Below are 26,025 nucleotides of genomic sequence, written 5' to 3' on the forward strand. Positions count from 1 at the left end.
GACCGTCAGCGCCGGGACGCCGACGCGGGCAGGTGCTGCCAACGCGCCAGGTCCGCGGCGGTGAGCGGATCCTCGCCGCGCAGGAACTGCTCCAGGTGACCCAGCGAGTCCTGTCCCCAGAACAGCTCGCCATCCGCCAGGACGGAGGGCACGCCGAACGCGCCCGCCGCCAGCGCCGCCTCGGTGTCGCGGCGCACGCGCTCCTTGACCTCGTCCGAGCGGGCCGCGGCCAGGAGCGCCGGGGCATCCAGCCCCACGGACGCGATGACGGCGCCCACCTGCTCCGGCGTCTCGATGCCCGTGCCGCCGCCCCAGGTGGCCGCGTAGAGCGCCGAGATGAGCCGCGCGCGCGCCTCGGGCTCGCTCACCGCCGCCGTCACGCGCAGCGCGAGGAGCGGATTGAACGGATGCGCGGGCGGGGGCGCGAAGGGCACGCCCAGGTCATGGGCCAGTCGGAAGGTCTGCTTGAAGACCCACACGCGCTTGGGCGGAATCTCCGCGGGGCCAATGGAGCCCAGCGCGTTGAGCATCCCCGCGAAGAGGACGGGCACCGGCTCCAGCGCGCGCCCGTGCCGCGCGGCCAGCGCGGGCATCCGCGTCCAGGCGAGGTACGCGTAGGGTGAGATGTAGTCGAAATAGAAGCGCAGCGGGGCATTCGCCATGGCGGGCACTCTACCCCTCCCACCCGAGGCGCGGGGAAGCCGGGCCCACCGCTCAGGCCGTGCGCTTCACCAGACACTGGCGCTGCATCGCGCCCCGCAGCGACTCGGCCAGCGCATGGAGGTTCACCGCCTTCGCCGCGAGGAAGGCGCGCTCGGCGATCTCCAGCTCGCGCACCGAGTCCTCGGGCGCGGGCTGGCGCTCCGCATGGGCGAGGTAGACGTGGCCCACCTGGAGGACGTTGCCCGTGGCCTCGGCCAGGAGCAGCGCGCGCCGCAGGTGCTGCGCGCCTTCTTCCGCGGGCACCAAGGGCGCCAGGGCCCGGCGCGCCAGGATTTCGTCCCAGGGATTGGCCAGCACGGGATCCAACGCGCGAGCCAGCGCGGCCTCCGCCGCGGTGCGCGCCGCCGCGAGGTTGCCCTGCTCCCGCTCGAAGCGGGACTCGTACACGCGCACCAGCGTCTCCATGCGCAGGTGGCCCGCGCGCGCGGCCTCCAGCGCCCGCGGCAGCGACTCGCGCGCCGCCGCCGCGTCCTCGAACAGCACGTCCCGGCACGCCTGGTACACGCGCACGTGGTACTGCAGCCGCTGATCCTCCGGCATCACCCGCGCGAGCGACTCCGCGCGCGCCACCACCGCGGCCACCAGCTCGTGCTCGCCGCGCTCCAGGTAGTACGGCGGCGTGAAGACGGCGAGGTTGCGCTCCATCAACCGGGGGTTGCCCAGCCGGCGCACCAGCTCGGCCTTCTCGGTGAACGCGGGCACGAACGCGGCGCCGTCTCCGGTGAAGGCCGCGCGCGCCACGCGCGAGAACAGGTGGAAGGCGCGCACGTCCAGGAAGCCGTAGGCCTCCGCGAGCGCCAGCCCCTCGTGGACGACCTCTTCGTCCAGCGGCTCACCGCGCAGGGCGCGGTTGACGTTCATCAAGTAGCCGCCCATCCCCAGCGCCCACGCGAGTCGCCGAGGCGGCCGGCCCACCAGGTTGCGGAAGCCCCGCAGCCGCTCCACCTGCTCGCGCTGCGCCTCCAGCACGCCGGCCCACTGGCCGCTGTATGCGCTGAGCGAAGCGCGCGCGATGAGCACGCCCGCGCGATACGGCGAGTCCTCCGGGTGCTCGGCCTTCACGCGCTCCTGGAGCCGCTCGAAGTCCTCGGTGCGCCCCAGCACGGTCAGCGCCATGCTCTCCAGGATGCGCAGCTCGGAGTGCTTCCAGAAGACATCCACCGGCGCCATGCGCGCATCCACCGCCACCTCGCGGAAGAGCGGGCACAGCCGCTCCGCGCGCTCGGTCGCCGAGCCCTCCCGCGCGGACTCCAACCTCGCGAGCGCCTCGCGTCGGCCCAGCTCCAGCGCAGGTGACGCGGCCCAGTGCGCGGACAGGCGCTCCGCGTACGTCAGCGACGTGGGCGGGTCACTCGAATAGCCCACCTCCACCAGCGACACCCACGTGCGCAGCAGCTGATCCGCGCGCTCCGGGAAGTCTGGCGCCACCTCCAGGAGCCCCGCGGCCTCCGTCAGCAGCAGCGTGGCATCCAGCAGCGCCTGGGCCTCGATGGCGGCGCGCCCCGCCTCCAGCAACGGCACGATGGCGCGCTGAGGCTCCTCCGAGCGCGCGAAGTGCCAACCCACCGCCCGAGCCAGGCCCTTTCTTTGCGCGTGCAGCGCCTGGAGCGCGCGAGCCACCCGGCCATGATGGACGCGCCGCTCGGCCTCGGGCGTGGTGTCGTAGACGGCCTGGTGCACGGTGTCGTGCGTGAAGACGTAGCGGCCCTCCACCTCCTGGAGGAACTGCCGCTCGACGATGCCATCGAGCACCGCGAACAGCTCCGCCTCGGGCAGCTCCGCCAGCGCGCGCACGAGCGGGAGATCCAACAACCGACCCGCGGGCGCGAGCCGCCGCAAGAGCGCCACCTGCTCCTGGGGCGCGCTCGCCAGTCGCGCCAGCACCGCGTCCTGGATGCTCGCGGGCAGCTCGCGCGTGCCCAGGTCCTCGGCCGCGCTCCAACGTCCGCCCACGCGCGTGAGCGCCCCCGCCTCCACCAGCATGCGCAGGCACTCGGTGGCGAAGAACGCGTTGCCGCCTGTCGTGGCATGCAGCCGCGTCACGAAGCCCTCCGGCATGGACAAGCCCGGCAGCGCCAGCTCCACCAACGTGCCCACGTGCGCCGCGGACAAGGGCTCCAGGTCCAGCCGCGCGGTGAGCTTCTCGTCCACCGTCTGGAAGGCCAGGCTCAGCCGGCTCAGCTCACCGGAGCGGAAGCTGCCTACCAGCATTCCGCGCGTGCCGTGCAGCGCGCGGATGAGCACGTTGAGCACCTCCAGCGAGGCGCTGTCCGCCCACTGCAGGTCCTCGAAGCACAGCACGAAGGGCAACCGCTGCCCCAGCGCGCGCACCCACTCGGCCAGCGCCTCGAAGAACGCCAGCTTCTCCTCGCCCTCCTCGCGCAGCGCTCCCTCGGGCGCGTCCGAGGACAGCCACGGCAACAGGCGCGACAGCCTGGGCGACAGCCGCTCCAGCATCTCCGTGGGCGTGTGCGGCAAGAGGCACCGCAAGGCCTGCGTCACGGGCGTCAGCGGCGCCAGTCCCTCCGCGCGACACTGGCCTCGACCGAAGGGCAGCTCCGCGAGCTTCGCCTGCAGCTCGAACTCTTGCAGCAGCCGCGTCTTGCCCACGCCCGCGGGCGCGCCGATGAGCACCGCGCGCGACTGGCCCCAGTCCGCCTCGGCCAGGCCGTTCATCAGGCCCTCCAGCTCCGCTTCGCGCCCCACCACTTCGGGCACGTGGAGGTAGCTGGCTCGCGCGGACAGCGGCTCCTCGGGCAGCGGCTCGCCGCTGGCGTGGCACAGCGCCTCCAGGAGTTCACCCGCGTCCTGGAAGCGCTCGCGCGGATCCTTCGCCATGAGCAGGAGGATGATCTCCTCCAGGTGCGGATCCACCGGGCAGAGGCTGGAGGGCCGCGGCGGCGGGCGCGTCAGGTGATCCGCCAGCAGCACCGCGGGGTTGGTGCGCTTGAACGGCAGCCGACGCGTGGCCAGGTAGTAGGCCATCACGCCCAGCGAGTAGAGGTCCGCGCGCCCGTCGATGCTCGCGCCGCGCTGCCACTCCGGCGCCAGGTACTCCAGCGTCCCCTTGAGGCGGCCCGGGCTCGGCGTGCCCAGCTGGTGCATCACGCCGAAGTCCATCAGCTTCACCGCGCCGGACTCGGTGATGCGCACGTTGCTCGCCTTGATGTCGCAGTGCACGTAGAGGCGCGAGTGGATGAACGCCAACACCTGCGCCATCTGGATGAGCACCCGGTACAGCGCGCTCGCCTCCATCGGCACGTCCCGCACGAGCGTGCTCAGGTCCTGCCCGCCCACCACTTCCATCGTGATGAAGCGATTGCCCGCCTCGGTCAGTCCGCAGTCGAACACGCGCAGCGTGGACGGGTGCTGCAGCTTCTTCATGGCGAAGAACTCGTGCCGGAACATCAGCACCAGGTCCTCCACCTTCGACTGCGTCAGCCCCGCGGGGACCTGCATCTCCTTGAGCGCCACGCGGCGCATCTCGTGCGTGTCGTCCGCCAGCCAGATGCGGCCCATGCCGCCCTCGCCCAACAGCGACGCCACCCGGTAGCGGCCCGTCACCACCATCCCCGGCTCCAACGAGCGGCGCTCCCCCAACCCCGCCCACGGCAAGGTGACGGGTGTGCGCGGCCGCTCCCCCCAGGTGCTGGAGGACGCGCGCGTGCGCTCGTCGAGGACCGTCGTTTTCTCTTCGTCGCTCACACGATGGGTCAAGCCGGGCTAATTCAGAAGTCAGAGGAATATCACGTTTTCATGGGAACGACGCAGGGTGGGAGAGGTGGGAACACACCAAGTTGGACACTTTCGAGGAAAGCTGGGTCCGACATCGCCTCCATCCACGCACCGGGTGGGTGAGACCGCGCGTCTGTCCGCCCCCACCGCGCCCAAGCGAGTCGGACGCACGGGTGTCCAGGGCGCGCGAGACGCCGCAGCTTGAGACACGCGGGCGCGAGCGCGACCCAAGGAAAGGCGAGTCACCATGGCCAGCCCCCAGCACGAAGACTTCCAGCCGCGAGATCGCGGCCAGGTCGAGGACGCCCTCGACCGTGACGCCGCCGAGACGAGCCGGGAGTTGTCCGCGCGCGCGGACGTGGACCCCAGCCCCCTCGAGGAGACACCGTGGGAGGCGAGCGTGGAGCGCGGCGAACAGTGGACGACGGAGAAGAAGACGCCGCCCAAACGCTAGGGCACAGTCGCCCTCCATGGGGTGGCACGGACCTCTTGCTCGGTACCGGACAGTGGGGGGATGCTGCGTGCCCGTCCCTCTGGCGCGAAGGCCGCGCCCATGCGCCGGACACTGGTCCCCTCGGAGTCGAAGCCCGTGAAGCCCAAGGTCCTCATCGTCGAGAACTCCTGGACCATGCGCGAGACGCTGCGGCTCTTGCTGTCCGGTGAGTTCGACTGCACGGTGTCCGCCGACGGCGAAGCGGGGCTGGCGCTGGCGCTGGCGCAGCCGCCGGACCTGCTCCTGTCGGACGTGAACATGGACGGCCTGGATGGCTACGCGCTGTGCCGTCGGTTCCGCGCCGAGCCGAGCCTCCAGCACATCCCCGTCGTCTTCGTCAGCGGCTACGCACCGCGTCCAGGCGAAGCCGCCGAGCAGCCCGGACCGGATGCGTACCTGGTGAAGCCCGTGAAGCCCGCGGTGCTCATCGCGCAGCTCCATGCCGTGCTGCAGCGCGCGCGGGGCGCCGCGGCGGAGCGGGCAGCGGGCGAGCGCTGAGCCGCTCTCACGGCGAGCGGACCGGAAGAAACGGCCGAGTGAGCGCGTTGGCGCCGATGTCGGAGCCCGAACGCGCGTCCTGGGTTGCACGCTGACCCGGGGCGTCTGGCGGGCTATATGTCCCCCCGCTCATTTCTTTTCGTCCCGAGGTCCTTCGCGTGATCAACGCCATTCCCCGCGTCCCCGCTCCCAAGAACGAGCCCGTCCTTTCGCACGCCCCCGGCACGCCGGAGCGCGCCGAGCTCCAGGCCACGCTCAAGCGCATGAGCGGCGAGAAGATCGAGATCCCCGTCGTCATCGGCGGCAAGCACATCCGCACCGGCAAGACGGACACCGTGCGCATGCCGCACAAGCACCAGCACGTGCTGGCCACGCTGCACGAGGCGGATGCCAGCCACGTGGAGCAGGCCATCCAGAACGCCCTCTCCGTCAAGGAAGAGTGGGCGCGGATGCCCTTCCACGCGCGCGCCGCCATCTTCCTGCGCGCCGCGGAGCTGCTGGCCACGCGCTACCGCCCGCTGCTCAACGCGTCCACCATGCTGGGCCAGTCGAAGACGGCGCATCAGGCGGAGATCGACGCGTCCTGCGAGCTCATCGACTTCCTGCGCTACAACGTCCACTTCGCCGAGCAGATCCTCTCCACGCAGCCGGAGAACTCGCCGCAGACGTGGAACATGCTGGACTACCGGCCGCTGGACGGCTTCGTGTTCGCCGTCGCGCCGTTCAACTTCTCGTCCATCGCCGTCAACCTGGCCGTGACGCCCGCCATCATGGGCAACGTGGTGCTGTGGAAGCCGTCCTCCACCGCGGCGCTCAGCGCGTGGTACGGCCTGGAGCTGTTGCGCGAGGCGGGCCTGCCCGACGGCGTCATCAACATGCTGCCCGGCGACGGTCCCACCGTGGGCAACCCGGTGATGGCCAGCCCGCACCTGGGCGGCATCCACTTCACCGGCTCCACGCCGACCTTCAACAGCATGTGGCGCACCGTGGGCGAGAACATCGGCCGCTACAAGCAGTACCCGCGGCTGGTGGGCGAGACGGGCGGCAAGGACTTCATCTTCGCGCACGCGTCCGCGGCGGATGACCTGGAGGCGCTCGCCGTCGCCATCGTCCGGGGCGGCTTCGAGTACCAGGGCCAGAAGTGCTCGGCGGCCAGCCGCGTCTACGTGCCCGAGTCGCTGTGGGGCAAGCTCAAGCCGCGCCTCCAGGAGCTGATCCACGAGCTGCGCATGGGCGACGTGGCGGACTTCCGCAACTTCATGGGCGCCGTCATCGACGAGAAGTCCTTCAAGAAGGTCTCCTCGTACATCGAGCTGGCGAAGACGGGCGGCAGCGAGGCGACCATCGTCGCCGGCGGCGAGACGGACCGCAGCGAGGGCTGGTTCGTGCGCCCCACGCTGGTGCAGCTGACCAACCCGCGCCACCGCATCATGCAGGAGGAAATCTTCGCGCCGCTGGTGGGCCTGCACGTCTACCCGGACAACCGCTTCGAGGAGACGCTGCGCGAGTGCGACCAGTCCGCAGCCTACGCGCTCACGGGCGCGGTGTTCGCGCGCGACCGCAAGGCCATCGAGACCATGCAGCGCGAGCTGCGCCACGCGGCGGGCAACTTCTACATCAACGACAAGCCCACGGGCGCCGTCGTGGGTCAGCAGCCCTTCGGCGGCTCGCGCGCGTCGGGCACGAACGACAAGTCGGGCTCGATGATCAACCTGTTCCGCTGGAGCAGCCCGCGCACCATCAAGGAGAACTTCGTCCCGCCGACGAAGGTCGCCTATCCGTTCATGGACGTGGATCCGCGCGAGGGGAAGTAAGCCTCACCCATGAGTGCTCCGTTCCCGGGCATCGCGGGTCTGGACACCTATGCCTTGCGTGATGGCGAGTGCCGCGTGGAGGTCATCCCCTCCCGCGGCGCGCTCGTCACGCGCATGGTGGTGGGAGGCGACGAGGTCCTCTTCCTCGACGCCGCCTCCGTGGCCGACCCTTCCAAGAACGTGCGGGGCGGCATCCCCGTGCTGTTTCCCATCGCTGGCCCGCTGCCGGGCGACACGTATCCGGCGGAGCGCAAGGCGTACACCCTGCCGCAGCACGGCTTCGCGCGGCGGCTGCCGTGGACCGTGCGGCAGGCGGAGGACTCGCTCTTGGTGGTGGGCCTGTCCTCCTCCGAGGAGACGCTGAAACAGTTCCCCTGGGCGTTCGATGCGCAGCTCACCTTCTCGCTGGTGGGCCACCGCCTCACGCTGGACTTCGACGTGGAGAACCGGGACTCGCGGCCCTTGCCGCTGCACCTGGGCTTCCACCCGTACTTCAGCGTCCCCGACGCAGCGAAGGCCGAGGCGCGCGTGGACACCGACGCCACGCACGCGTGGGACAACCACCACAAGCGAGAGGTGCCCTTCACGGGGTTCGACCTCACGCTCGATGAAGTGGACCTGCACCTGCGCGACCACTCGCGTCCTGGCACCCGCCTGGACCGAGGGCCGGGCCTGCGTCCGGTGACGCTCTCGTGGAGCCCCGAGTTCCGCCTGCTCGTCGTGTGGACGTTGAAGGGGAAGGACTTCGTCTGCGTGGAGCCCTGGACTGCGGCCGGGGGCGCGCTCGCCACCGGTGAGGGCCTGCTGCACGTGGCGCCGGGGGAGCGCGCGTCGCTCGCCTTCGACATCGAGGCCTGACGTCTTGCCCGAGGGGCACGCGGACCTCCGCTCGCCCCGCCCTCCCCTCCCCGCTTGCCTCCGGGCGCGCGCATCCCCAAGCCGTGGGAGGAGGGTCGTCATGTCCAACAGGTCCAGGCCGAGCCCCGGAGGACAGGGGCGTGCGTTGCTCCTCATGTTCTTGTGCTGGGGTGTCCTCGCGCCGCTGTCCGCGCGAGCGGCCACGGTGCGCACCGGGCAGGTGGTGACGGTGGGGCCCCAGGAGATCATCAACGATGACCTCTACGTCTTCGCGAGAGAGGTCCACGTCGAAGGCACGGTGCGGGGCGACGTGGTGGCGGCCGGGCAGAAGGTGGACGTCACTGGCACCGTGGGCGGCGACGTGCAGACCGCCGCGAGCGAGACGCACCTGTCCGGGCGCATCGCCGGCAGCGTGCGGGCAGCCAGCAACGTGCTCGACCTGAGCGGTCCGGTGGGCAAGGACGCCATGCTCGCCGCGAATGACCTGCGGATGGGCCGCTCCGCCAGCGTGGGGGGCGACCTCTTCTTCGCGGGCAACCGCGCCGAGGTGGCTTCACCGGTGAAGGGCCGGCTCCAGGCCGCGGCGCAGACGCTCATCGTCTCCGCGCCCGTGGGAGGCGACGTGCACGCGCAGGTGGACACGCTGCGGCTCACGAGCGGCGCCGACGTGCACGGCAACCTGAGCTATCGCGGCGGAGAGGGCGCCATCATCGACCCAGGCGCTTCCGTGGCGGGTCAGCTCGAGCGCCTCCCCGTGCAGCACCGACGCGCGGGCCCGCTCATGCTCGCGTACACGTGGGTCCGCTCGGTGGTGGGCCTCTTCGCGCTGGGCATGGTGGTCGCGCTGCTGTCACCTCGCTTCGCGCGCCGCGCGCCCGCAGTGCTTCGAGAGCAACCGTGGAAGAGCCTGGGCTGGGGCGCGGTGCTCTTCTTCGGTCTGCCCGTGCTCGCGGCCGGGGTGTTCTTCGTGGGTGCGCTGGTGGGCGGCTGGTGGCTGGGGTTGTTCGTGCTGGCCGTGTATGCGCTGGGCCTCGTCCTCGCGTTCCCGGTCGTCGGGATGATGGTGGGCCAGTGGCTGATGCAGCGCTTCGGGCGCGCGGGCACTTCGCTCGCGCTGAGCTTGCTGGTGGGGCTGATGCTGTTGATGGCGGTGCGCTGGGTGCCGCTCGTGGGTGGGCTCGTGGCCCTGGCCACGGTGCTGTTCGGCCTGGGCGCGATGACCCTCGCGGCCGCGCGCGGCCGAGGCCCCTTGGAGGCCCCGACCTGAGTCACGCCGCGGCGCGCGACTATCCCGCGTGCGCGATGAGCGGGAAGGACAGCGGCCCGCGCACGGTGAGCGACCCGTTCCACTTCAGCGGCCCCGCGGCGCTGAAGCCGCTGAAGCGCGACAGCAAAACCTCCAGCGCCACGCGCGCCTCCAGTCGAGCCAGGGGCGCGCCCAGGCAGAAGTGGATGCCGTGACCGAAGGGGAGGTTGTTCACGCCCTCGCGGTCCATGTCGAAGGTGCCCGGGTTGGAGAAGCGCGACTCGTCGTGGCAGGCCGAGCCGATGAGCAGCAGCACGCGCGCGCCCGCCGGAATCGTCACCCCGTGCAGCGGGGTGTCCTGCGTCGTGACGCGCACGATGCCGTGCACGGAGGGCTCGAAGCGCAGCACCTCCTCCACGAAGCGAGCTATCTGCGTGCGGTCCGCGCGCAGGCGCGCCGTCAGGTGCGGGTGCTCGATGAGCATGCGCACGCAGTGGCTCACGAGCTGCACCGTCGTCTCCAGCCCCGCCACGACGAGCAGGAACAGGAAGCTCATCAACTCCGCGTCGCTGAGGGCCTCGCCCTCCACGCGCGAGTTGAGGAGGTCCGTCACCATGTCATCGCGAGGATGCGCGCGCCGATCCGCCACCACCTCGGAGAGGTACTGCTCCATCTCGCGCACGGTGTCGCGGATGGACGCGTGCCGGTGGACGTCCTTCTCCGTCGTGGCGGACACGCTGGACAGCTCCACCGACCAGCGCTTGTAGCGGTCCGTCAGCGCGGGGTCCAAGCCGAACAGCTCGCCGATGACGCTCGCGGGCAGCGGCATGGCGAACGTCTCCACGAAGTCCGTCACCTGCTCGGCGCGCAGGCGCTCCGCCAGTCCCTGGGTGAAGGTGCGGATGCGCGCCTCCATGCGCTGCACCGCCGTGGGAGTCCACGCGCGGCTCACCAGCGCGCGCAGCCGGCCATGGTTCGGCGGATCCATGACGATCATCGACTCGGAGAACGGGTTGTGCCCCAGCCACGCCGGCGCCGTCGTCGTGCGCACTCCCGCCGAGGAGAACACCTGCGGGTTCTTGAACGCCGCGGACACGTCCTCGTACCGAGACAGGGCCCACAGCCCGCCGGGATCCACCTGCACGACGGGCGCGTCGCGCCGCAACGTCGCGTAGACAGGATAGGGATTGGCCCGGACTTCCGGGGCCATCAAGTTCACGCGTCCATTCATGGAAGAACTTCCTTTCCGGACTAAAATCCGTATACCGAGGAAGAAGCCGGCTGGCCAGCGGCAGCCGTCGTGCGCGGACCTGTCGCGAGAAGGCGCCCACGGTCGAGGCGAGCCGGCGAGAATCGCGGCACCCACCCCTGGCGGGACCTGTTCGGTAGGTCCTTTTCATCCGAGAGCATCATGTCCCGAGTCCTCTGGTCCGCCCTGCTCGTGCTGAGCGTTGCCGCGTGCTCCGACGAGCCCACTGAGCCTCCATCCACTTCCACCGATGCGGGCATCGACGCCGGGACAACCCCGGACAGCGGCACGGACCCCATCGTGGATGCGGGCACCGATGCCGGCACGGGGCCGAGCAGCTCACACGGCTCCGGCAAGCTGACGTGCGAGACGACGGGCACGGTGGTCAACAACGGGACGACGTACTCGTACTGCGTGGTGCAGGTGGCGGGTTCGCAGTTGAAGATTGTCGAGCCCGCCGCCACGACGTCCACGGAGCCGCTGCGGCTGGCCATCTACCTGCACGGCGACGGCGCGCGCGCGCATGATGGCAACACGGCCCCACGACTCCAGGTGCCGTGGACGTCCAGCCACCGCACGCTCTACGTGTCCGCGCGCGCCCCCAACAACTGCGCCTGGTGGACGAAGCCCTCGCTGACGACGTGCACGGACAACGCGACCAGCGCGGACCGGGACCTGGCCGGCGAGAACGCCGCGACGCTGGTGAAGGTCATCGAGGCGCTGCGCAAGGGATGGGACCTGCTCGATGAGCCCATCCTGTTCGGCGGCTCGTCGGGCGGCTCCGTCTTCCTGACCGCGAGCTTCCTGCCGAAGTACGGCGACACGTACCGGGGCGTGTATGCGCTCGGCTGTGGCGGTGAGGCGCCGTGGTCGGGCTCGCTCGACTGGGACAGCACGAACGCGACGAAGCGCGGCTCGACGAAGCTCTATTACACGTACGGCAGCAAGGACATGTACCTCACCGACATCCAGGGCAGCATCACCGCCTATCGCAACCTGCACTTCCCCCTGGACGAGAAGGTCATCGCGGACGCGGAGCACTGCGCGTTCGATCACATCGGTCGGGCCGTGGAGGTCTGGAACACGGCGACGGGCGGCAACTAGCCGCACGACAGGAGAGCGAGGGGCGCGGCGGTCCCCTTCGCTCTCGCACCGCCACACGAAGGGCCTGCCGAGCACGAGCATGGGCGCTAGATCCCTTCGGTGCCCACCTCTCTCAGCCCCGCCCACGCCGGCGGCTTCTTCGTGACGCGGGAGGATGCGAAGTCGTACGTGCCCGCTCGGTGCACCGCGACCACGCATGACCACGCCACGCTGCTCCTGTACACGCGCGGCCGAGCCGTCATGGAGCAGCGCACCCGCCTGTCCCTCACGCCGGGCGACGTGCTCCTCGTGCCCCCTGGCGAGCGGCACCACCTGCTCAGCTCCGAGCAGGCGGGCGTCTGGTGTGTGGGCCTCTATCCCCTGGCGCTCACGCTCTCGGAAGCGAGCGCGCTGCTCGACCCGTTCGAGCGCGTGCGCGGCGGGGCCTCGGCCGTGGTGCGCATCCCCTCCGCGAGACAGGAGCACCTGGTCCGACTCATCTCCGAGCTGCAGGACGAGGCGCGCGTGACGGACCGTCCTCTCGGGGAGCGCGTGTCGGCGAGCCTGCTGACACTCATCCTCGCGGAGGTCACCCGCGCCCGAGACTGGAGCCACGGCGAGGCGCGACCTCCGCTCGTCGCGCAGGCGCTCGGGTACATCGAGCGGCACTGCCTGGAGCCCATTTCCCTGCGCGACGTGGCGACGGCGGTGGGCCGCACGCCCGCGCACGTCACCACCGTGCTCAAGCGCTCCACGGGCCGCAGCGCTGTCGAGTGGATCATCTCGGGCCGGGTGGCGGACGCGCGCCGTCGGCTGCTGCACACCGACGAGCGCGTGGACATCATCGCCGAGCGCGTGGGCTATGCGGACCCCACGCACTTCATCCGCGTGTTCCGCCGCGCGGAGGGGATGACGCCCGCGGCCTGGCGCCGCCAGCATCGCCCCTGATGACGAAGACTCAGGTGGGCCAGGGCTCGCCCGCGATGACGCGTTCCACATTCTCCTGATTGAGCGCGTGGTTCATCGCGTAGGCCGCGCTCGCTCCCGCGCTGGCCGCCACGAGCGCGCCCTGGAGCATCGTCGTGACGTCACCCGCCGCGTGCAGGCCGGGCACCGAGGTCTCCTTGTACGGCTCGGTCACCATCACGAAGCCCTGCTCGGTGAGGTCGAGCCCCAACCGCCGCACGAACTCCGGCAGGTGCTGAGGCGGCCGGGCGAAGAGGACCTCGCGCGCCACGCGCGTGCCGTCCACCAGCTCGATGGACTCCAGGTGCCCGTTCGTTCCGTGCAGCGCGCGCATGGGGCGCTCCTCCGCTTTCAGGCCCGCGCGCACGAGACGCGCGCGCTGCTCGGGGGTGAGGACGAGCGGCGCCGCGACGAAGACGACGAGGTCGCGCGACCAGCCCGTGAGGAACAGCGCGAAGTCCAGGTGCGCGGGCTCGGTGGCCAGCACGCCGAAGGGGCGATCCCTCACCTCCCACCCGTGACAGTAGGGACACTGGACGATGGAGGTGCCCCACAGCTCGCGGAAGCCCGGCAGCTCCGGCACCTCGTCAATGACACCCACCGCGAGGAGCACGCGGCGCGCGTCCACCCGTGTGCCGTCTTCAAAGCGCACCTGGAAGCCAGGACGCATCACGTCCACCGCGGCCACGCGCGCGTCCCGCACCTCCACGTTGGGATAGGGCTGGAGCTGCTCGCGCCCGATGCGCCGGAACTCCGGCGGCGGCGTGCCGTCTCGCGTGACGAAGCCCTGCATGTGCTCCGCCCTCGCGTTGCGCGGAGAGCCCGCGTCACACAGCAACACGCGCTTGCGCGCCCGCCCGAACACCAGCGCGGCGCTCAAGCCCGCTGGCCCTGCTCCCACGATGACCACGTCGTACCGCTGCATTCGCTTCGCTCCGGAAGATGTCCTCCGGAAAAGCTAACGGCGGCATTCCAGCCCCAACAGGGCGGGTCTTTCGATGCGAGCGGCGGAAGTTGAGACACGAGCAAGCGTCCGGCCGACAACGCGTGACACCTGAGCGTCACAGGCCCCTGGCTTGACAGCGCGCGGAGGTGCCGCTACTTCTGCTGCCCTCATGTCCGCATCCTTCGCCAACATGTACATGTGTCTGAAGCCTGTTCCGGGTGGGCCCAAGCCCGCCGCGGTCGGCTGAGACACAGCCGCCCCTGGCGAGTCACCGGAGCCCACCCACCCGCGAGGGTCGGTGGGCTTCGTCGTTTCAGGCCTCCGCTCTCGCTCCTACCGAGCAGCGTCGCAGCGCCGTCCGTCCCCCGCCCCGCCGTCCGCAGTCCCACTGACGTTCCACTCACTTCCACGCCGTTCCCCCCGCGAGCGCTTCGAGCGCCCGCGCAGGAGTTCCTTTTGCCATGAGCACGCCCAACGCCCCGCGTCCGCAGCACTTCGACACCCTCGCCCTCCACGCCGGCTACGAGCCCGACCCCACCACCGGCGCTCGCGCGGTGCCCATCTACCAGACGACGAGCTACCGCTTCCGCGACGCGAACCACGCCGCCGCGCTCTTCGGACTGAAGGAGTTCGGCAACATCTACACGCGCATCATGAACCCCACCACGGACGTCTTCGAGAAGCGCATCGCCGCGCTCGAAGGGGGCGTGGGCGCGCTCGCGGTCGCCTCGGGACAGGCCGCGCAGACGCTGGCGATCCTCAACATCCTGCGCACCGGAGATGAGCTGGTATCCGGCGCCAGCCTCTACGGCGGCACGTACAACCTCTTCAAGGTGACGCTGCCCCGTCTCGGCATCCACACGCGCTTCGTGGACGCAGGACGCCCCGAGGCCTTCCGCGAGGCCATCGGCCCGAAGACGAAGGCCGTCTACCTGGAGGCGCTCGGCAACCCGCGCCTGGATGTGCCGGACTTCGAGGCCATTGCGGCTGTCGCGCGCGAGGCGGGCATCCCGCTCATCGTGGACAACACCGCGCTGTCGCCCGCGCTCTTCAATCCGCTGCGCCACGGCGCGAACATCGTGGTGCACAGCGCGACCAAGTACATCGGCGGGCACGGCACCTCGATTGGTGGCGTCATCGTCGACGGCGGCACCTTCCCCTGGGCGAACGGCAAGTTCCCCGAGCTGACCGAGCCCAACCCGGGCTACCACGGCCTCAAGCTGACCGAGGCCTTCGGCCCCGCGGCGTACATCCTCAAGGCGCGGCTGGAGGGACTGCGCGACCTGGGCCCCGCGCTCAGCCCCTTCAACGCGCACGCGTTCATCCTCGGACTGGAGACGCTGCGACTGCGACTGGAGCGGCACTCGCAGAACGCGCTCGCGGTGGCGCGGTGGTTGAAGCAGCACCCCAAGGTGGCGTGGGTGCGCTACCCCGGGCTGGAGGAGGACCCGTCCTATCCGCTCGCGCGGCGCTACCTGCGCAATGGGTTCGGCGGGCTCGTCACGGTCGGCCTGAAGGGCGGACTCGCGGCGGGGCGCAAGGTCATCGACTGCGTGAAGCTGTGGAGCCTGCTCGCGAACATCGGCGACACGCGCTCGCTCATCATCCACCCGGCCTCCACCACACATGAGCAGCTCACCCCCGAGGAGCGGCTGAGCACAGGCGTGTCCGATGACCTGGTGCGCTTGTCGGTCGGCCTGGAGCACCTGGACGACCTGTACGCGGACCTCGACCAGGCCCTCGCCACCACCTGACGCCACATCCCGACCGGAGCCTTGCCGTGAGCACCGCCTTCCGCGCGCCATCGCCGCGCTTGTTCGATTTGACCCTGCCCGACCTGCCCCTGGAGGCCGGCGCGCGGGTGGCGCCGCACCTCGTGAGGGGTTGGTGGTGGGGGCCCGAGGAGGATCTCCCCTGGCTCCAGTCCCGCGCGCAGGTGCTCTCCGAGGAGGCGGCACGGGAGGCCACGTTCCGCGTCGTGCGTCGCACCGCCGCCGAGCAACGCCCCGTCGTCGAGCCGCTGCGTCGCCCCTCGCCTCCCCGCGCGCCCGCGCCCGTGCCCACGGTGCTCGTGGTGCACGCGCTCACGGGTGACATGCGCGCGGGTGGCGAGGGCGGCTGGTGGGAGCCCGTCATCGGCCCGGGCCGGGCGCTCGACCCCACGCGCATGCGGCTGCTGTGCTTCAACAACCTGGGCTCCTGCTACGGCACCTCGGGTCCGGCGGATGAAGGGTTCCCTCGACGCGTGGACGATTCGCGCTTCGGGCCCGCGGCTCCGCTGGAGAAGGGAGACCTGCAAGTGGATGAGCGGCTCCTGCCCGCCACGCTGACGCCGTGGGACCAGGCGCGCTCCATCCTGTTCGCGCTGGATGCGCTCGGCGTGGACCAGGTGGCGCTCGTCACGGGCGGCTCGCTGGGCGGAATGATTGTCTTGTGCCTCGCCGCGTTGGATCCCGAGCGCTTCGCGCGCATGGCCCCCATCGCCACGGCCGAGTGCGCCTCGGCGTGGGTGGTGGGCTGGAACCACGTGGCGCGCCAAGTGCTGCTGCTGGACCCGGACTATCCCGAGTCCCCCAGACGGGGGCTCGAGGTGGCGCGGCAGCTCGCCACGCTCACGTATCGCGCCGAGACCGGCCTCGACGCGAAGCAACCTCGACCGCAGGCGTGGTCATCGCGCGCGCTGTATCCGGTGCAGAGCTACCTGGAGCATCAGGGCGCGAAGCTGGAGGCCCGCTTCGACGGGCGCTCCTACCTCGCGCTGCTCGGCGCGATGGACCATCACGACCTGTCACGGGTGCCCGAGGCGCGGGGAGGCCCCGGCATCGGCCGCATCCTCGCGAGCACGCTGAGCATCGGAATCGACCGGGACCAGCTCTTCTTCCCCGAGCACATGGTGGCGCTCGCGCGGCGCCTGCGCTCGGCGGGCCGCCACGCCGAGCACGCCGTACTGTCCAGTCAGCACGGGCATGACGGCTTCCTCTTGGAGTGGGGACCGCTGTCGGCCTTGCTCACCCGCGCGCTCGCGCTCCCGCCGGGAGTCCCCGGTCGCGAGACGCGCGCGTCCGCGCTCCCTGGAGCGGTGGCGAGGAGGACGTGATGACGGGGTCACGCTCCATCAGGTGCGACTCACCCCACCGGCTGGACTCAGCAGTCCTACACGCCGCGATCCTTGGGCGCACACCCACTCCGCCTTGCGCAATCGCGTGCAGGACATGTTGACCGCGTTCGTCTATGTCGCGGGGTACTTGCCCACTCGGCTGGACTCAGAGGGCCGACACGTTTCACTTCCTGCGCGCGCACCCACTCTGTCCCGCTCGGTGGCTCTCAAGACTTCATGACCGCTCCTGTCTATGTCACGCGCTATGCGCCCCTCTTGCTCGACACCGCGGAGGGACTCGCGTCCATCGCATTGCAGCTCGCTCGCGAGCCCGCGCCGGCCACGCGCGTGGCCGTGCTCTCCTCTCCGTCGTGGCTGACCGCGCGCTTGGAGGCCGCGCTCGCGGAGTCCCTTCAGGGCTCCGCTGCGCGCGCTCGGCAGGAACTCGATGCCGTGCTCGCGCGGGGCCTGCTGCTCTTGGAAGAAGCGGAGCGCAGACTCGGAGCGTCGAACCCGCTGGCGACTCCGGAGGAGGACGGCGCTCGCTACCTCGGTTCATGGCTGGAGCCCGCACGTCGCGCGCTGGACGGCACCCGCTCGACCCGTGAGCCCAACGTCTCGCTGGAGCAAGCCGTGTCCGGCGCGGGCGAGCGGTTCACGGTCGCACTGCTCTCGCGCTTGCTGGCCCGACGCGGCCTGCCCACGCTGGAGGTGGACGCCGCGGACTGGGTGGTGCTGGAGGCAGCACCTGGCCCGGCGCGAGTCAGTCGCGAACACACGCGCGCCCGCGTGGCGGACCTGCGCGTCCAGTGGGAGGGCCGCACGAGCCTCCACGCGAGTGGCTTCGGACGAAGCCACGATGCACGCACCCTCCTCCGCGTCCCGGGCGGCGCGGACGAGACGGCCGCCGTGCTCGCCGCGCTCCTCGGCACGCCCCTCACGCTCTGGACGGATGTCCCCGGGGTGATGACCGCGGATCCCGCCTACGTCGCGGATGCGCGACCCGTACCGCACCTGAGCTACACGGAGGCGCTGGAGCTGGCGCACCTGGGCATGACCACGCTGCATCCTCGCGCGCTGGCCATGCTGCGCGACGCGGACGTGCCCTCCCGCGTCCGGCACCTCGAGCACCCCGAGGAGCCGGGCACGCTCATCGACTCGCCTGGTTCGCGCGACGGCAGCCTGCCCACGTGCGTGGTGTCTCTGGAAGACCTCGCGCTGCTCTCCCTGGAGAGTGGCGCGGTGGAGTCCGCGCGACACGTGGGCCCGCGCGCGCTCCAGGCGCTGGAGGCCGAGGGCCTCACGGCGTGGATGGCCGCGCAGTCTCCTCCCGGCCATGCGGTGGCCATCGTGCTGCCGCGCGCCCAGGTCGCTCGCGCGGAAGAAGTCCTACGCCGCGCGCTGGCCACGGAGCTGGAACGTGGTGAGCTGGTTCCACCTCGCCTTCGCGCCCCCGTGACGCAGGTCGCGCTCGTGGCCGAGGCCATGGGCCAGGGCGTGAACGTGGCGGGACGCCTGTTCCATCCCATCGGAGCGCTCGGCATCAACGTGCGCGCGGTGGCGCAGGCGGCGACCGCGCGTTCGCTGTCCTTCGTGGTGGATGGTCCGGACACCTCGCTCGCGGTGCGCACGGTGCACGCGGCCTTCCACATCGCCCACGAGGAAGTCAGCCTGCTCGTGCTCGGACATGGCACGGTGGGAAGTCACCTCCTGGAGCAGATCCGCGCGCAGCAGGAGACGCTCGCGCGCGAGCACGGCGTTCAGCTCCATCTCGTGGGGCTCGCGGACAGTCGCCGCGTCCTCTTCTCCCCGGGAGGCATTCCGCCCAAGCAGTGGCGTGAGCGCATCGAGAGCGTGCCCATCGGCGCCTCGCCTCCCGTGGTGCGCGCACTGCTGGAACCGCTGCGCCGGCTGCCCGCGCCCATCCTGGTGGACTGCACCGCCGCCGAGGACATGGAGTCGCTCTACCTGGAGGCCTTCCAGCGGGGCATCCACGTCGTCGCCGCGAACAAGAAGCCACTGACGGGCTCGCTGGAGACGTGGGAGCGATTGCGCGGCACGGCCCGTCATCATCACCGGGCCCACCACTACGAGACCACCGTGGGCGCGGGCCTGCCCGTCATCCAGACGCTCAAGGACCTGGTGCGCACGGGCGACTGCGTGCACCGCGTGGAGGGCTCGTTCTCGGGAACGCTCGGCTACCTCAGCGATGAGCTGATGCGCGGCGTGCCCTTGTCCCGCGCCGTGCGCACCGCTCGGGAGCGAGGCTTCACGGAGCCCCATCCTCGCGAGGACCTCGCCGGAACGGACGCCGCGCGCAAGGCGCTCATCCTCGCGCGAGAGATGGGCCTGCCCCTGTCCTTGGAGGATGTGACGGTGGAGCCGTTTGTCCCGCAGGCGCTGCTGGAAGAGCGCGATGTGGAGCGCTTCCTCGCGTCGCTCGAAGGGCTCGATGGCACCTTCACCCAGCGCATCGAGGGACTGCGGGCCGAGGGCAAGACGCTGCGCTACCTGGCCCGCATCGACCCGCGCGCGGAGGACGGCGCGGTGCTCCGCGTGGGCCCGATGGCCGTGGGCCCCGAGCACCCCGCGACGCGACTGCGAGGCTCGGAGGCGTTCGTGGCCTTCGCCACCGAGCGCTACGCGGACTTCCCGCTGCTCGTGCAGGGCGCGGGAGCCGGCGGCGCGGTCACCGCGGCCGGCGTGCTCGCGGACATCCTGAAGATTGCCCAGGCCCTGCGCGGGCGCTGACTACTCCGCCCGGGCCTCGGCGTGAGCCTGCCGTGCCCACTCGGCCGGCAGGCCAATGCCGAGGAACACCGAGTAGCCCAGGCCCGGATACGCGGCGATGACACGCTCGCGAATCCGCTTCTGCGCCGCGTCCGTCAGCGCACCGTGGGGCTTCTCCACCGCCACCTCCGCGATGACGCGCTCCAGGTACGCGGTCTCCTGCTCCAACAGGCCCGCGCCCCCCGACGGTCCGCGCCCCGGGTGGACGAACTTGGGGTTCAGCGCGCGCAGCTCGGCGAGGCGCCGCAGCCACTCGTCCGTCTTCCCAATCTCCAGCCAGCTGTGCGCGTTGTTCGCCACCAGGTCTCCCGCGAACAGGTGCCCCTCGTACTCCACCGCCACGTGGGCCTCGCTGCACCCCGCGCCCAGGACGTGCGCCTTCACCGTGACGCCGCCCGCGCTCAGCTCCGTCGTCGCATCCCCGAAGCTGTCCGGCAACGGCACCTCGGTCGGGTAGTCCGGCTGATAGCGAGACAGGAACGCCTTCGTGCGCTTCACGTGAATGGCCGGGATGAGCGCGCGCACCTGGGCGCTCGTCACCACGCGGATGCCTCGGCGGCGCAGCACGTCCGTGCCGTTGAACTTGTCCGGGTTGGCGTGCAGCACGATGGCCAGCTCCGCCTTCTTCCCCGTGACGTGCTCCGCCCAGGTGACGAACTCCTCCGCCGCCGAGGGCAGGAATTGGGTGTCGATGAGGATGAGCCCCGTGGGGCCCTCAATCCAATACGACGACGTGCTGAAGCCCCAGGGTGAGGACACATACGTGCCCACGCGCGCATCGCCATGCGAGGCCAGGGTCACTTGTGCCCCCACCGGAGCACGCGCCGAGACACAGCCACTCACCAGGACGAACAGCAGCACGGACACGAAGCGAGACATGCGCGAGCGCTCCAAGCAGCAGGGGGCGCGTGTCTTATTCAGCGTGCCGCGTCGCCGCAATCCAATGCGCGGCTACCCGACGTCGCGGTGGCCCGGCATGAGGAAGTTGTCGCGGTCCGTCCACGCGGGAGGCGGCCCCTCCTGCGTGAAGGCGCGAAGCCGCAAGTACTCGGGATAAGGCGCCTGGAGCGTCACCAGGTCCCCGTCCCGCAAGGCCTCATCTCCCGAGGGATTGAGCACCTCCTGCGGCCCCCGGTGCAGGGCCAGCGCGAGGGCGCCGAAGCGATCTCTCACCTGCGACACCGTCATGCCCGTGAGCCCCTCGCGCACCTCGAAGAGGGACACCACCATCAGGTGCTGCGCGATGCGGAACGAGTGGATGATGCGCGGATCCAACGCCGCCAGCGCCATGGCCGGCGCCGCGAGCGAGGAACTGGAGAGCGCCTCGACGTGGAAGGTGTCTCGCACCTTGGCGCCCAGGTCGTCGTCGAACAGGCGGATGACCACGCGGATGTCTGGATTCAGCCGCCGCGCGTCCAGCGCGATGTTGAGGTTGGCCAGGTCATCGTCCGTGGCGCAGACGATGGCGGACGCGTGCTTCACGTGCGTGCGCGGCAGACACAGCGGGCTGCGCGTGTCGTCAATCAACAGCGGGACGTTCTCGTCGCGCAGCGCCGAGACGAAGGCGGCATCCTCGCGCTTCTCCACCACCACCACGTCGCGGCCCATCTCGCGCAGCTGCGTCACCACGCGGTAGCCCACGCGGCCAGCGCCGCACACCACGACGTGTCCCTTCATCGTCTCGGAGACCACGGCGACCCACTCCTTGTCGTTCTTGTGGCGGGCGAAGAACAGGTACGCGAAGCGCACCACGCCATCCGCCACCAGCGCGATGCCCACCGGCGGGATGACGAAGTTGAGCGTCTCCACCAGCCAGTCGTTGACGTACGGCAACGACGGCTGACCGAAGAGCAGGAAGTAGACGTGGTGCAGCGCCTCGCCGAACGAGATGCCCTCGCCGCTCGGGCCCACGTAGCGCCAGTGGAAGAGCAGCGGCCCCACGCCGTACAGCCCCAGGGCCAACAGCAACGTCGTGCGGAACCTGCGCATCAGCGCGCGCAGGTAACGCAGGTTCACCAGCAGCCGTCGCCCCCAGGAGGCCATGGCGCCAATCCTACGGCACCGGCGCGATGTCCGTGGTGGCCGCGGCCTTGTTGCGGCGCTTCTCGATGAGCCACACCGCCAGGACGCCCAGCTCGTAGCACATGAGCATGGGGCCAGCCATGAGCGACAGGTTCACCACGTCGCCCGTGGGCGTAATCACCGCCGCGGCGATGAGGCACACCACGAAGGCGTGGCGCTGGTAGCGGAACAGCCAGCGCGACTGCACCACGCCGACAATGCCCAGCACCGCCATCACCAGCGGCATCTCGAAGATGATGCCGAAGGCGAGGATGAGCAGCAGCACCAGCGAGAGCTGCTCATCCATGGTGAGCATGGGCCGCGTCCACCGCTCCGCTTGGTTGCGCGCGTGGCCCTCGGCCAGCTCCTTCTCCAGCTTCCACACCCCCGCCAGCTCCTCGCTGTGCGTGGGCGCCACGCCCGCCAACAGGCTGGCCGACGCGTCCATCGCGGTCGCCGCCGCCAGGAAGTCCTTCTTGCCGAAGGCCTCCACCGCCTCCACCCGCTTCTCCACCGCCTGCTTCAGCACGCCGCGCGCCTGCGAGCCCAACCCGGCCGCCACCGCGTCCACCAGCTTGCCGAGTCCCTCCAGGCGCGCCGCCATCTCCACGCTCGCCGCGGGCACCACCTGCGGCGCGTCGAGCTGTCCATCGCCCGCGGAGGTGAGCGCCGTGCTGGCCTGCTTCGCGAGCTGGCCCGCGCGCTCGGCTTCTCCCACGCGCAGGAAGCGCAGCGCGTCGTCCGCGGTCAGCTTCGCGGTGTCCAGCCGCTGCTCCAGCGCCAGCGTGTCCTCCTCGTTGAGGAGGAACTTGAACATCGAGGGCAGCACCACGAAGTAGCAGAACAGCGCGCCCGTGAGGAACGCGACCGAGCCCAGCACCACGAAGGGCGAGGCATACCGGCGCTCCTCCGGATACAGCCCCGGCGAGACGAAGCCCCAGATCTGCCAGAGGATGACGGGCGTGGTGAGGAAGATGCCGCAGTAGACACCCACCTTCATCAACACGTTGATCTCTTCGATACCCGACGTGTAGATGAGCGAGCGTCCCTCGGGGGGAAGCGCGTCCAGCACCGGCCGCATCAGCAGGCCGAAGATGGGCTTGGCGAACACGAGCGACACCGCCCCCAACACGAACACCGCGATGGTGCACTTGAAGAGGCGCGAGCGGAGCTCCGTGAGGTGCTCCACCAGGCTCATGCGCAGTTCGGAAGAGTCAGCGCTCGGGCGAATCAGGGCTCAGCTCCGTTTCGGGGCGTTGCGCGCCACCGTGCCAGGAATGGGCGTGGGCGCGGGAGAGGAGGCGAGCGCGGGCTCTGGCTCGGTCTCGGAAGGGGCCGCCAGGGACTCGGTCGCCACGCTGGCCGCGGTCGTCTCCGGCAGCAGCGCGGGCTCGGCGGGCGTCACGGCGGCCTCGGCCTGTGGGGGCACCGGCACCGGCACAACGGGCGGCGCGGCATCCGGCGGCGCGAAGCGCGAACCGGGGCGGCCCATGGGCGGGGGCGGCGCGCGGTTGACTTCCTCGTCCATGGCGTAGAACTCGCGCTCCACGACGTTGCGGACATCGTCCGTGTGTCGGCGGAACTCGCGCATGAACTTGCCGATGGCGCGCGCCAGCTCGGGCAGCCGCTGCGGCCCGAGCACGAGCAGCGCGGCCACCAGGATGAGCACCATTTCGCCTGCGCCGATGTTGAACATGGTCTGACGGCTCCAGAAGACTGGCGGGGTTATCGCGCCCCGGGACGGCGGGTGCAACCAACACCGACCCACGGGCATTCGCATGTCCCCCCGCGCGGCGGGCGACCGGACCACCGCGCCCCCTACCCCACGGCCTGGATTCGCGGCGCGGCGGCCCGCCTGGCAGGGCTGGCCGTCAGCGGGTGGCCGGTACCGGGGCGCCGACCGGGGCCGCCTGGGCTCGGGCGCGCAGCCGGTTCTCGACGATCCACAGCATGGGAGGAACCCCCAGGGCCAGGACGATGGAGACCGTGGCGACGGTCGGGATGCCCCCCAGGTGGCCATTCGGCTCGTCCGTCAGGATCTGCGAGGACAGGAAGGCCCCCAGCGCCGAGGCCATGTGCTGGACCGCCGACTGGAGCGACATGAAGCGGGCGCGCACCGCCGGCTCGGGCACCTTGGTCACCAGCGTGCTGTAGGACACATTCCGCACGCCGTTGGCCAGCATGAAGGCCATGAACAGCACGGGGATGGGCAGCCAGCGGGGGAAGTCGACGAAGCCCACGTAGATGGAGGCGACGCCCAGCGCCACGCCCACCGTGCCCACCCGGAACGAGCCGTACACGTCCACGAGCCGGCCCGCCGTCCGCAGCGCGAGGAAGCTCATCACGCCGCCAGCCAGGTAGATGTTGCCCAGGTTCTCGCGCGGGTAGTCCAGGTTCTGCAGCAGGTAGGGCGCGATGTTGGGGATGAGCATGAACGCGCTCATCATCACCAGCGCCGTCGTCAGATAGGAGAGCTGCACATCCGTGCGCCCCAGCAGTTGCAGGACGCTCACCGGCCGCGCGGCCTGTCGCTCCGGTGACAGATGTCCGCGCACCGGCGGCAAGAGGAAGATGGCGCCCGCGACCACCAACAGGCCCAGCGCCGCCACCCCGAGGAACGGGATGCGCCAGCCGCCCATCTCCGCCAACCGCAGCGCGATGGGCACGCCCAGCACCGAGGTGATGGAGAACGCCATCATCACCAGGCCCAGCGCGCGGCCGCGTTTCTCAGCGGGGATGAGGTCCGCGATGATGGACATGGACAGCGCCGTGGCGGGCCCGCCGAACACGCCCGCGCACACCCGCGCGAGCAACAGCGTCACGAGTCCCGTGGACAGACCGCCCGCCGCCGTGGAGGCGACCAGCCCCATCATGCAGACCGCCAGCGCCTTGCGACGGTCGAACCGGTCCAGGAACGTGCCGGCCACCAAGCCCGCCACGCTCGCGGCCGCGGTGTAGCTGCCGCCAATCGTCCCAATGTGTGACGACGCGATGCCCAGGCCACTGGAGAAGTAGGGGCCCAGCGGCATCACCATCACGAAGTCGAGGATGTTGATGAACTGCACTGCGCCGATGAGCAGCACCACCGTGCGCTCGAAGGGGGTGAGAGAGGAAGGCGCGGCTTGGGGAGCAGACATGAAGACTTTCAAGAGGACGCGGCGCGAAACGGACAAGAGCGCCGCGATGAGAACTAACGCGGTGGGGAGGCGCCGGACAACTCCGTGTCGGAGGAGTCCTCCCTGGGCTCGCGCACGGCCTCCTGCAACTGCGACAGCACCGCCACGATCGCCAGCACGAGTCCTCCGCAGATCGCGATCGTAAGCCCGGACATCGGCCGGTGCAGTTCCTCAACCGACTGAGGGGCGGGGTGGATCCACTGGGCCGCGATGGTGACCAGGGACGTGACCGCGGCGACCAGCGACATGAAGCGTCCGCTTGCTCCTGAGCCCGCGACCCGCGCCACCGCTTCGAAGCTGGCTACCCGCAGCACCCATTGCAGCACGGAGAAGAGGACGACCCCCAACGCCGCCAGGGCTCCTGTCCGAAACCACAGGCAACTGACGAAAACGAACCCCACGGCCAGCGCCCTCAACGTCACATGCAGCGCTCCGAACCGATCGGACAACCGGCCCACGATGACCAGCCCCACGAGGCACAGCCCCCCCACCAGGAGCCGCTCATCGACAGGAGCCGAGAGATGATTGAAGGGGCTCGCAAGGCGGTACCTCATGGCACCCGCGATCGCCAAGCCCCCGGCCACGGTGACCAGGCCGGGCAGCACGTACGCGAGCCACGCCTCCTTCGGCTCGAACAGCCACCGCGCGCTCCCCCGAGCCGCGTCCACGTCGTGGCCCCCGCGACCGGGCGGCAGCCTCCAGAGGGCAAATGCCAGCCCCAGGGACAAGAGCACCACGGCGCCCCGCAGCCAGGGAAGCGCCGCACCATGCCCCCATGACGCATCCCCGGGCGGCGTCACGGCATACACCGTTGCGTTCTGGGCGAACACCGCCAGGGCCGAGGCCATCCCCATCACCAGGCCGCGGCGGCCCGGGCCGACCTGCTCCACGATGACGGCCATCGACGACGGCAGCAGGATGCCCCCTGAGACCGCGGCGACGACGTAGGACAGGGCACTCAGCGTCGCGTCTGCGTGCACGGACCCCAGCCCCATCGCCACCAGGAGCGTCACCGTGCCCACAGCCAGCACGGCGCGGCGCGAGAAGCGATCCTGGAACACGATTCCCAAGAGCGCCACGCCCAGCCCGATGAACAAGGTGGATCGAGAGAGAACCGCCAGCACGGCGCTGGGCTCCTGCGCGGGCCTTGTTCCGTCGATTCCGGCGATTGGGAGCCATCCGAAGGCGAAGATGAGCGCCTGGACGATGGCGACGATGACAACCACCCCGCGTTCCACCGGGGTGAGGGAGAACGACGACCGAGACTCGGGAGGGGTCATGAAGGCGGGG

At 70.7% G+C, this 26,025-nt stretch carries 19 protein-coding genes and 1 pseudogene; 10 read left to right on the forward strand and 10 right to left on the reverse strand.

What is annotated here, in order from left to right:
- Window positions 1-5: 5 nt before the first annotated feature.
- Window positions 6-662, reverse strand: a complete 657-nt coding sequence (locus tag JGU66_01855; protein ID MBJ6759488.1) for a DsbA family protein — start codon at window positions 660-662, stop codon at window positions 6-8.
- 52 nt (window positions 663-714) lie between these two features.
- The gene (locus JGU66_01860; GenBank protein ID MBJ6759489.1) at window positions 715-4,293 is read right to left on the reverse strand and encodes a protein kinase; all 3,579 of its coding nucleotides are present in this window, start codon (window positions 4,291-4,293) and stop codon (window positions 715-717) included.
- A gap of 412 nt (window positions 4,294-4,705) precedes the next feature.
- Between JGU66_01860 and JGU66_01865 the strand changes: the two genes are divergently transcribed.
- From JGU66_01865 to JGU66_01885, 5 genes are all read left to right on the forward strand, one after another.
- A complete protein-coding gene (locus tag JGU66_01865; GenBank protein MBJ6759490.1) occupies window positions 4,706-4,912 on the forward strand; it encodes a hypothetical protein in 207 nt (68 codons plus the stop codon).
- 135 nt (window positions 4,913-5,047) lie between these two features.
- The gene (locus JGU66_01870) at window positions 5,048-5,449 is read left to right on the forward strand and encodes a response regulator (protein ID MBJ6759491.1); all 402 of its coding nucleotides are present in this window, start codon (window positions 5,048-5,050) and stop codon (window positions 5,447-5,449) included.
- 158 nt (window positions 5,450-5,607) lie between these two features.
- Window positions 5,608-7,263, forward strand: coding sequence for an L-glutamate gamma-semialdehyde dehydrogenase (gene pruA, locus JGU66_01875; GenBank protein ID MBJ6759492.1), 1,656 nt, complete (start codon window positions 5,608-5,610; stop codon window positions 7,261-7,263).
- A 9-nt stretch (window positions 7,264-7,272) separates the two neighbouring features.
- Window positions 7,273-8,121 (forward strand): aldose epimerase, encoded by an 849-nt coding sequence (locus JGU66_01880; GenBank protein ID MBJ6759493.1) that lies wholly within the window; start codon window positions 7,273-7,275, stop codon window positions 8,119-8,121.
- A gap of 100 nt (window positions 8,122-8,221) precedes the next feature.
- Window positions 8,222-9,388: a hypothetical protein gene (locus JGU66_01885; protein MBJ6759494.1), complete on the forward strand. Its 1,167-nt coding sequence runs from the start codon at window positions 8,222-8,224 to the stop codon at window positions 9,386-9,388.
- A gap of 19 nt (window positions 9,389-9,407) precedes the next feature.
- Here the strand turns inward: JGU66_01885 and JGU66_01890 are convergent, their stop codons facing one another.
- On the reverse strand, window positions 9,408-10,598 hold the full coding sequence (locus tag JGU66_01890) for a cytochrome P450 (GenBank protein ID MBJ6759495.1): 1,191 nt from the start codon (window positions 10,596-10,598) through the stop codon (window positions 9,408-9,410).
- A gap of 180 nt (window positions 10,599-10,778) precedes the next feature.
- On the opposite strand from JGU66_01890, the gene JGU66_01895 reads away from it, so the two are divergent.
- Window positions 10,779-11,720 carry a hypothetical protein gene (locus JGU66_01895; GenBank protein ID MBJ6759496.1) on the forward strand — a complete coding sequence of 314 codons (942 nt, stop codon included), beginning with the start codon at window positions 10,779-10,781 and terminating at the stop codon, window positions 11,718-11,720.
- Window positions 11,721-11,906: 186 nt separating this feature from the next.
- Window positions 11,907-12,647, forward strand: a pseudogene (locus JGU66_01900) (helix-turn-helix domain-containing protein).
- 10 nt (window positions 12,648-12,657) lie between these two features.
- On the opposite strand, the gene JGU66_01905 reads toward JGU66_01900, so the two are convergent.
- A complete protein-coding gene (locus JGU66_01905) occupies window positions 12,658-13,590 on the reverse strand; it encodes an NAD(P)/FAD-dependent oxidoreductase (GenBank protein ID MBJ6759497.1) in 933 nt (310 codons plus the stop codon).
- A gap of 482 nt (window positions 13,591-14,072) precedes the next feature.
- Here JGU66_01905 and JGU66_01910 point away from each other — a divergent pair, with 482 nt between their 5' ends.
- From JGU66_01910 to JGU66_01920, 3 genes are all read left to right on the forward strand, one after another.
- Window positions 14,073-15,365 (forward strand): O-acetylhomoserine aminocarboxypropyltransferase/cysteine synthase, encoded by a 1,293-nt coding sequence (locus JGU66_01910; GenBank protein MBJ6759498.1) that lies wholly within the window; start codon window positions 14,073-14,075, stop codon window positions 15,363-15,365.
- Window positions 15,366-15,391: 26 nt separating this feature from the next.
- The gene (locus tag JGU66_01915; GenBank protein MBJ6759499.1) at window positions 15,392-16,708 is read left to right on the forward strand and encodes an alpha/beta fold hydrolase; all 1,317 of its coding nucleotides are present in this window, start codon (window positions 15,392-15,394) and stop codon (window positions 16,706-16,708) included.
- Window positions 16,709-17,761: 1,053 nt separating this feature from the next.
- On the forward strand, window positions 17,762-19,459 hold the full coding sequence (locus JGU66_01920; protein MBJ6759500.1) for a hypothetical protein: 1,698 nt from the start codon (window positions 17,762-17,764) through the stop codon (window positions 19,457-19,459).
- Here the strand turns inward: JGU66_01920 and JGU66_01925 are convergent, their stop codons facing one another.
- The 6 genes from JGU66_01925 to JGU66_01950 form a co-directional block, all read right to left on the reverse strand.
- The gene (locus tag JGU66_01925) at window positions 19,460-20,377 is read right to left on the reverse strand and encodes an MBL fold metallo-hydrolase (GenBank protein MBJ6759501.1); all 918 of its coding nucleotides are present in this window, start codon (window positions 20,375-20,377) and stop codon (window positions 19,460-19,462) included.
- A 72-nt stretch (window positions 20,378-20,449) separates the two neighbouring features.
- Window positions 20,450-21,541: an NAD-binding protein gene (locus tag JGU66_01930; protein ID MBJ6759502.1), complete on the reverse strand. Its 1,092-nt coding sequence runs from the start codon at window positions 21,539-21,541 to the stop codon at window positions 20,450-20,452.
- 10 nt (window positions 21,542-21,551) lie between these two features.
- On the reverse strand, window positions 21,552-22,757 hold the full coding sequence (locus JGU66_01935; GenBank protein ID MBJ6759503.1) for a twin-arginine translocase subunit TatC: 1,206 nt from the start codon (window positions 22,755-22,757) through the stop codon (window positions 21,552-21,554).
- Between the two features lie 39 nt (window positions 22,758-22,796).
- Window positions 22,797-23,255, reverse strand: coding sequence for a twin-arginine translocase subunit TatB (gene tatB / locus JGU66_01940; protein ID MBJ6759504.1), 459 nt, complete (start codon window positions 23,253-23,255; stop codon window positions 22,797-22,799).
- Between the two features lie 175 nt (window positions 23,256-23,430).
- Entirely contained in the window at window positions 23,431-24,696 is a 1,266-nt protein-coding gene (locus JGU66_01945) for an MFS transporter (protein ID MBJ6759505.1), read from the reverse strand.
- Window positions 24,697-24,749: 53 nt separating this feature from the next.
- Complete coding sequence (locus tag JGU66_01950; GenBank protein MBJ6759506.1) at window positions 24,750-25,961, reverse strand: MFS transporter; 1,212 nt, start codon at window positions 25,959-25,961, stop codon at window positions 24,750-24,752.
- Window positions 25,962-26,025 lie beyond the last annotated feature (64 nt).

It is taken from the genome of Myxococcaceae bacterium JPH2, from assembly GCA_016458225.1.
Classification (GTDB): Bacteria; Myxococcota; Myxococcia; order Myxococcales; family Myxococcaceae; genus Citreicoccus.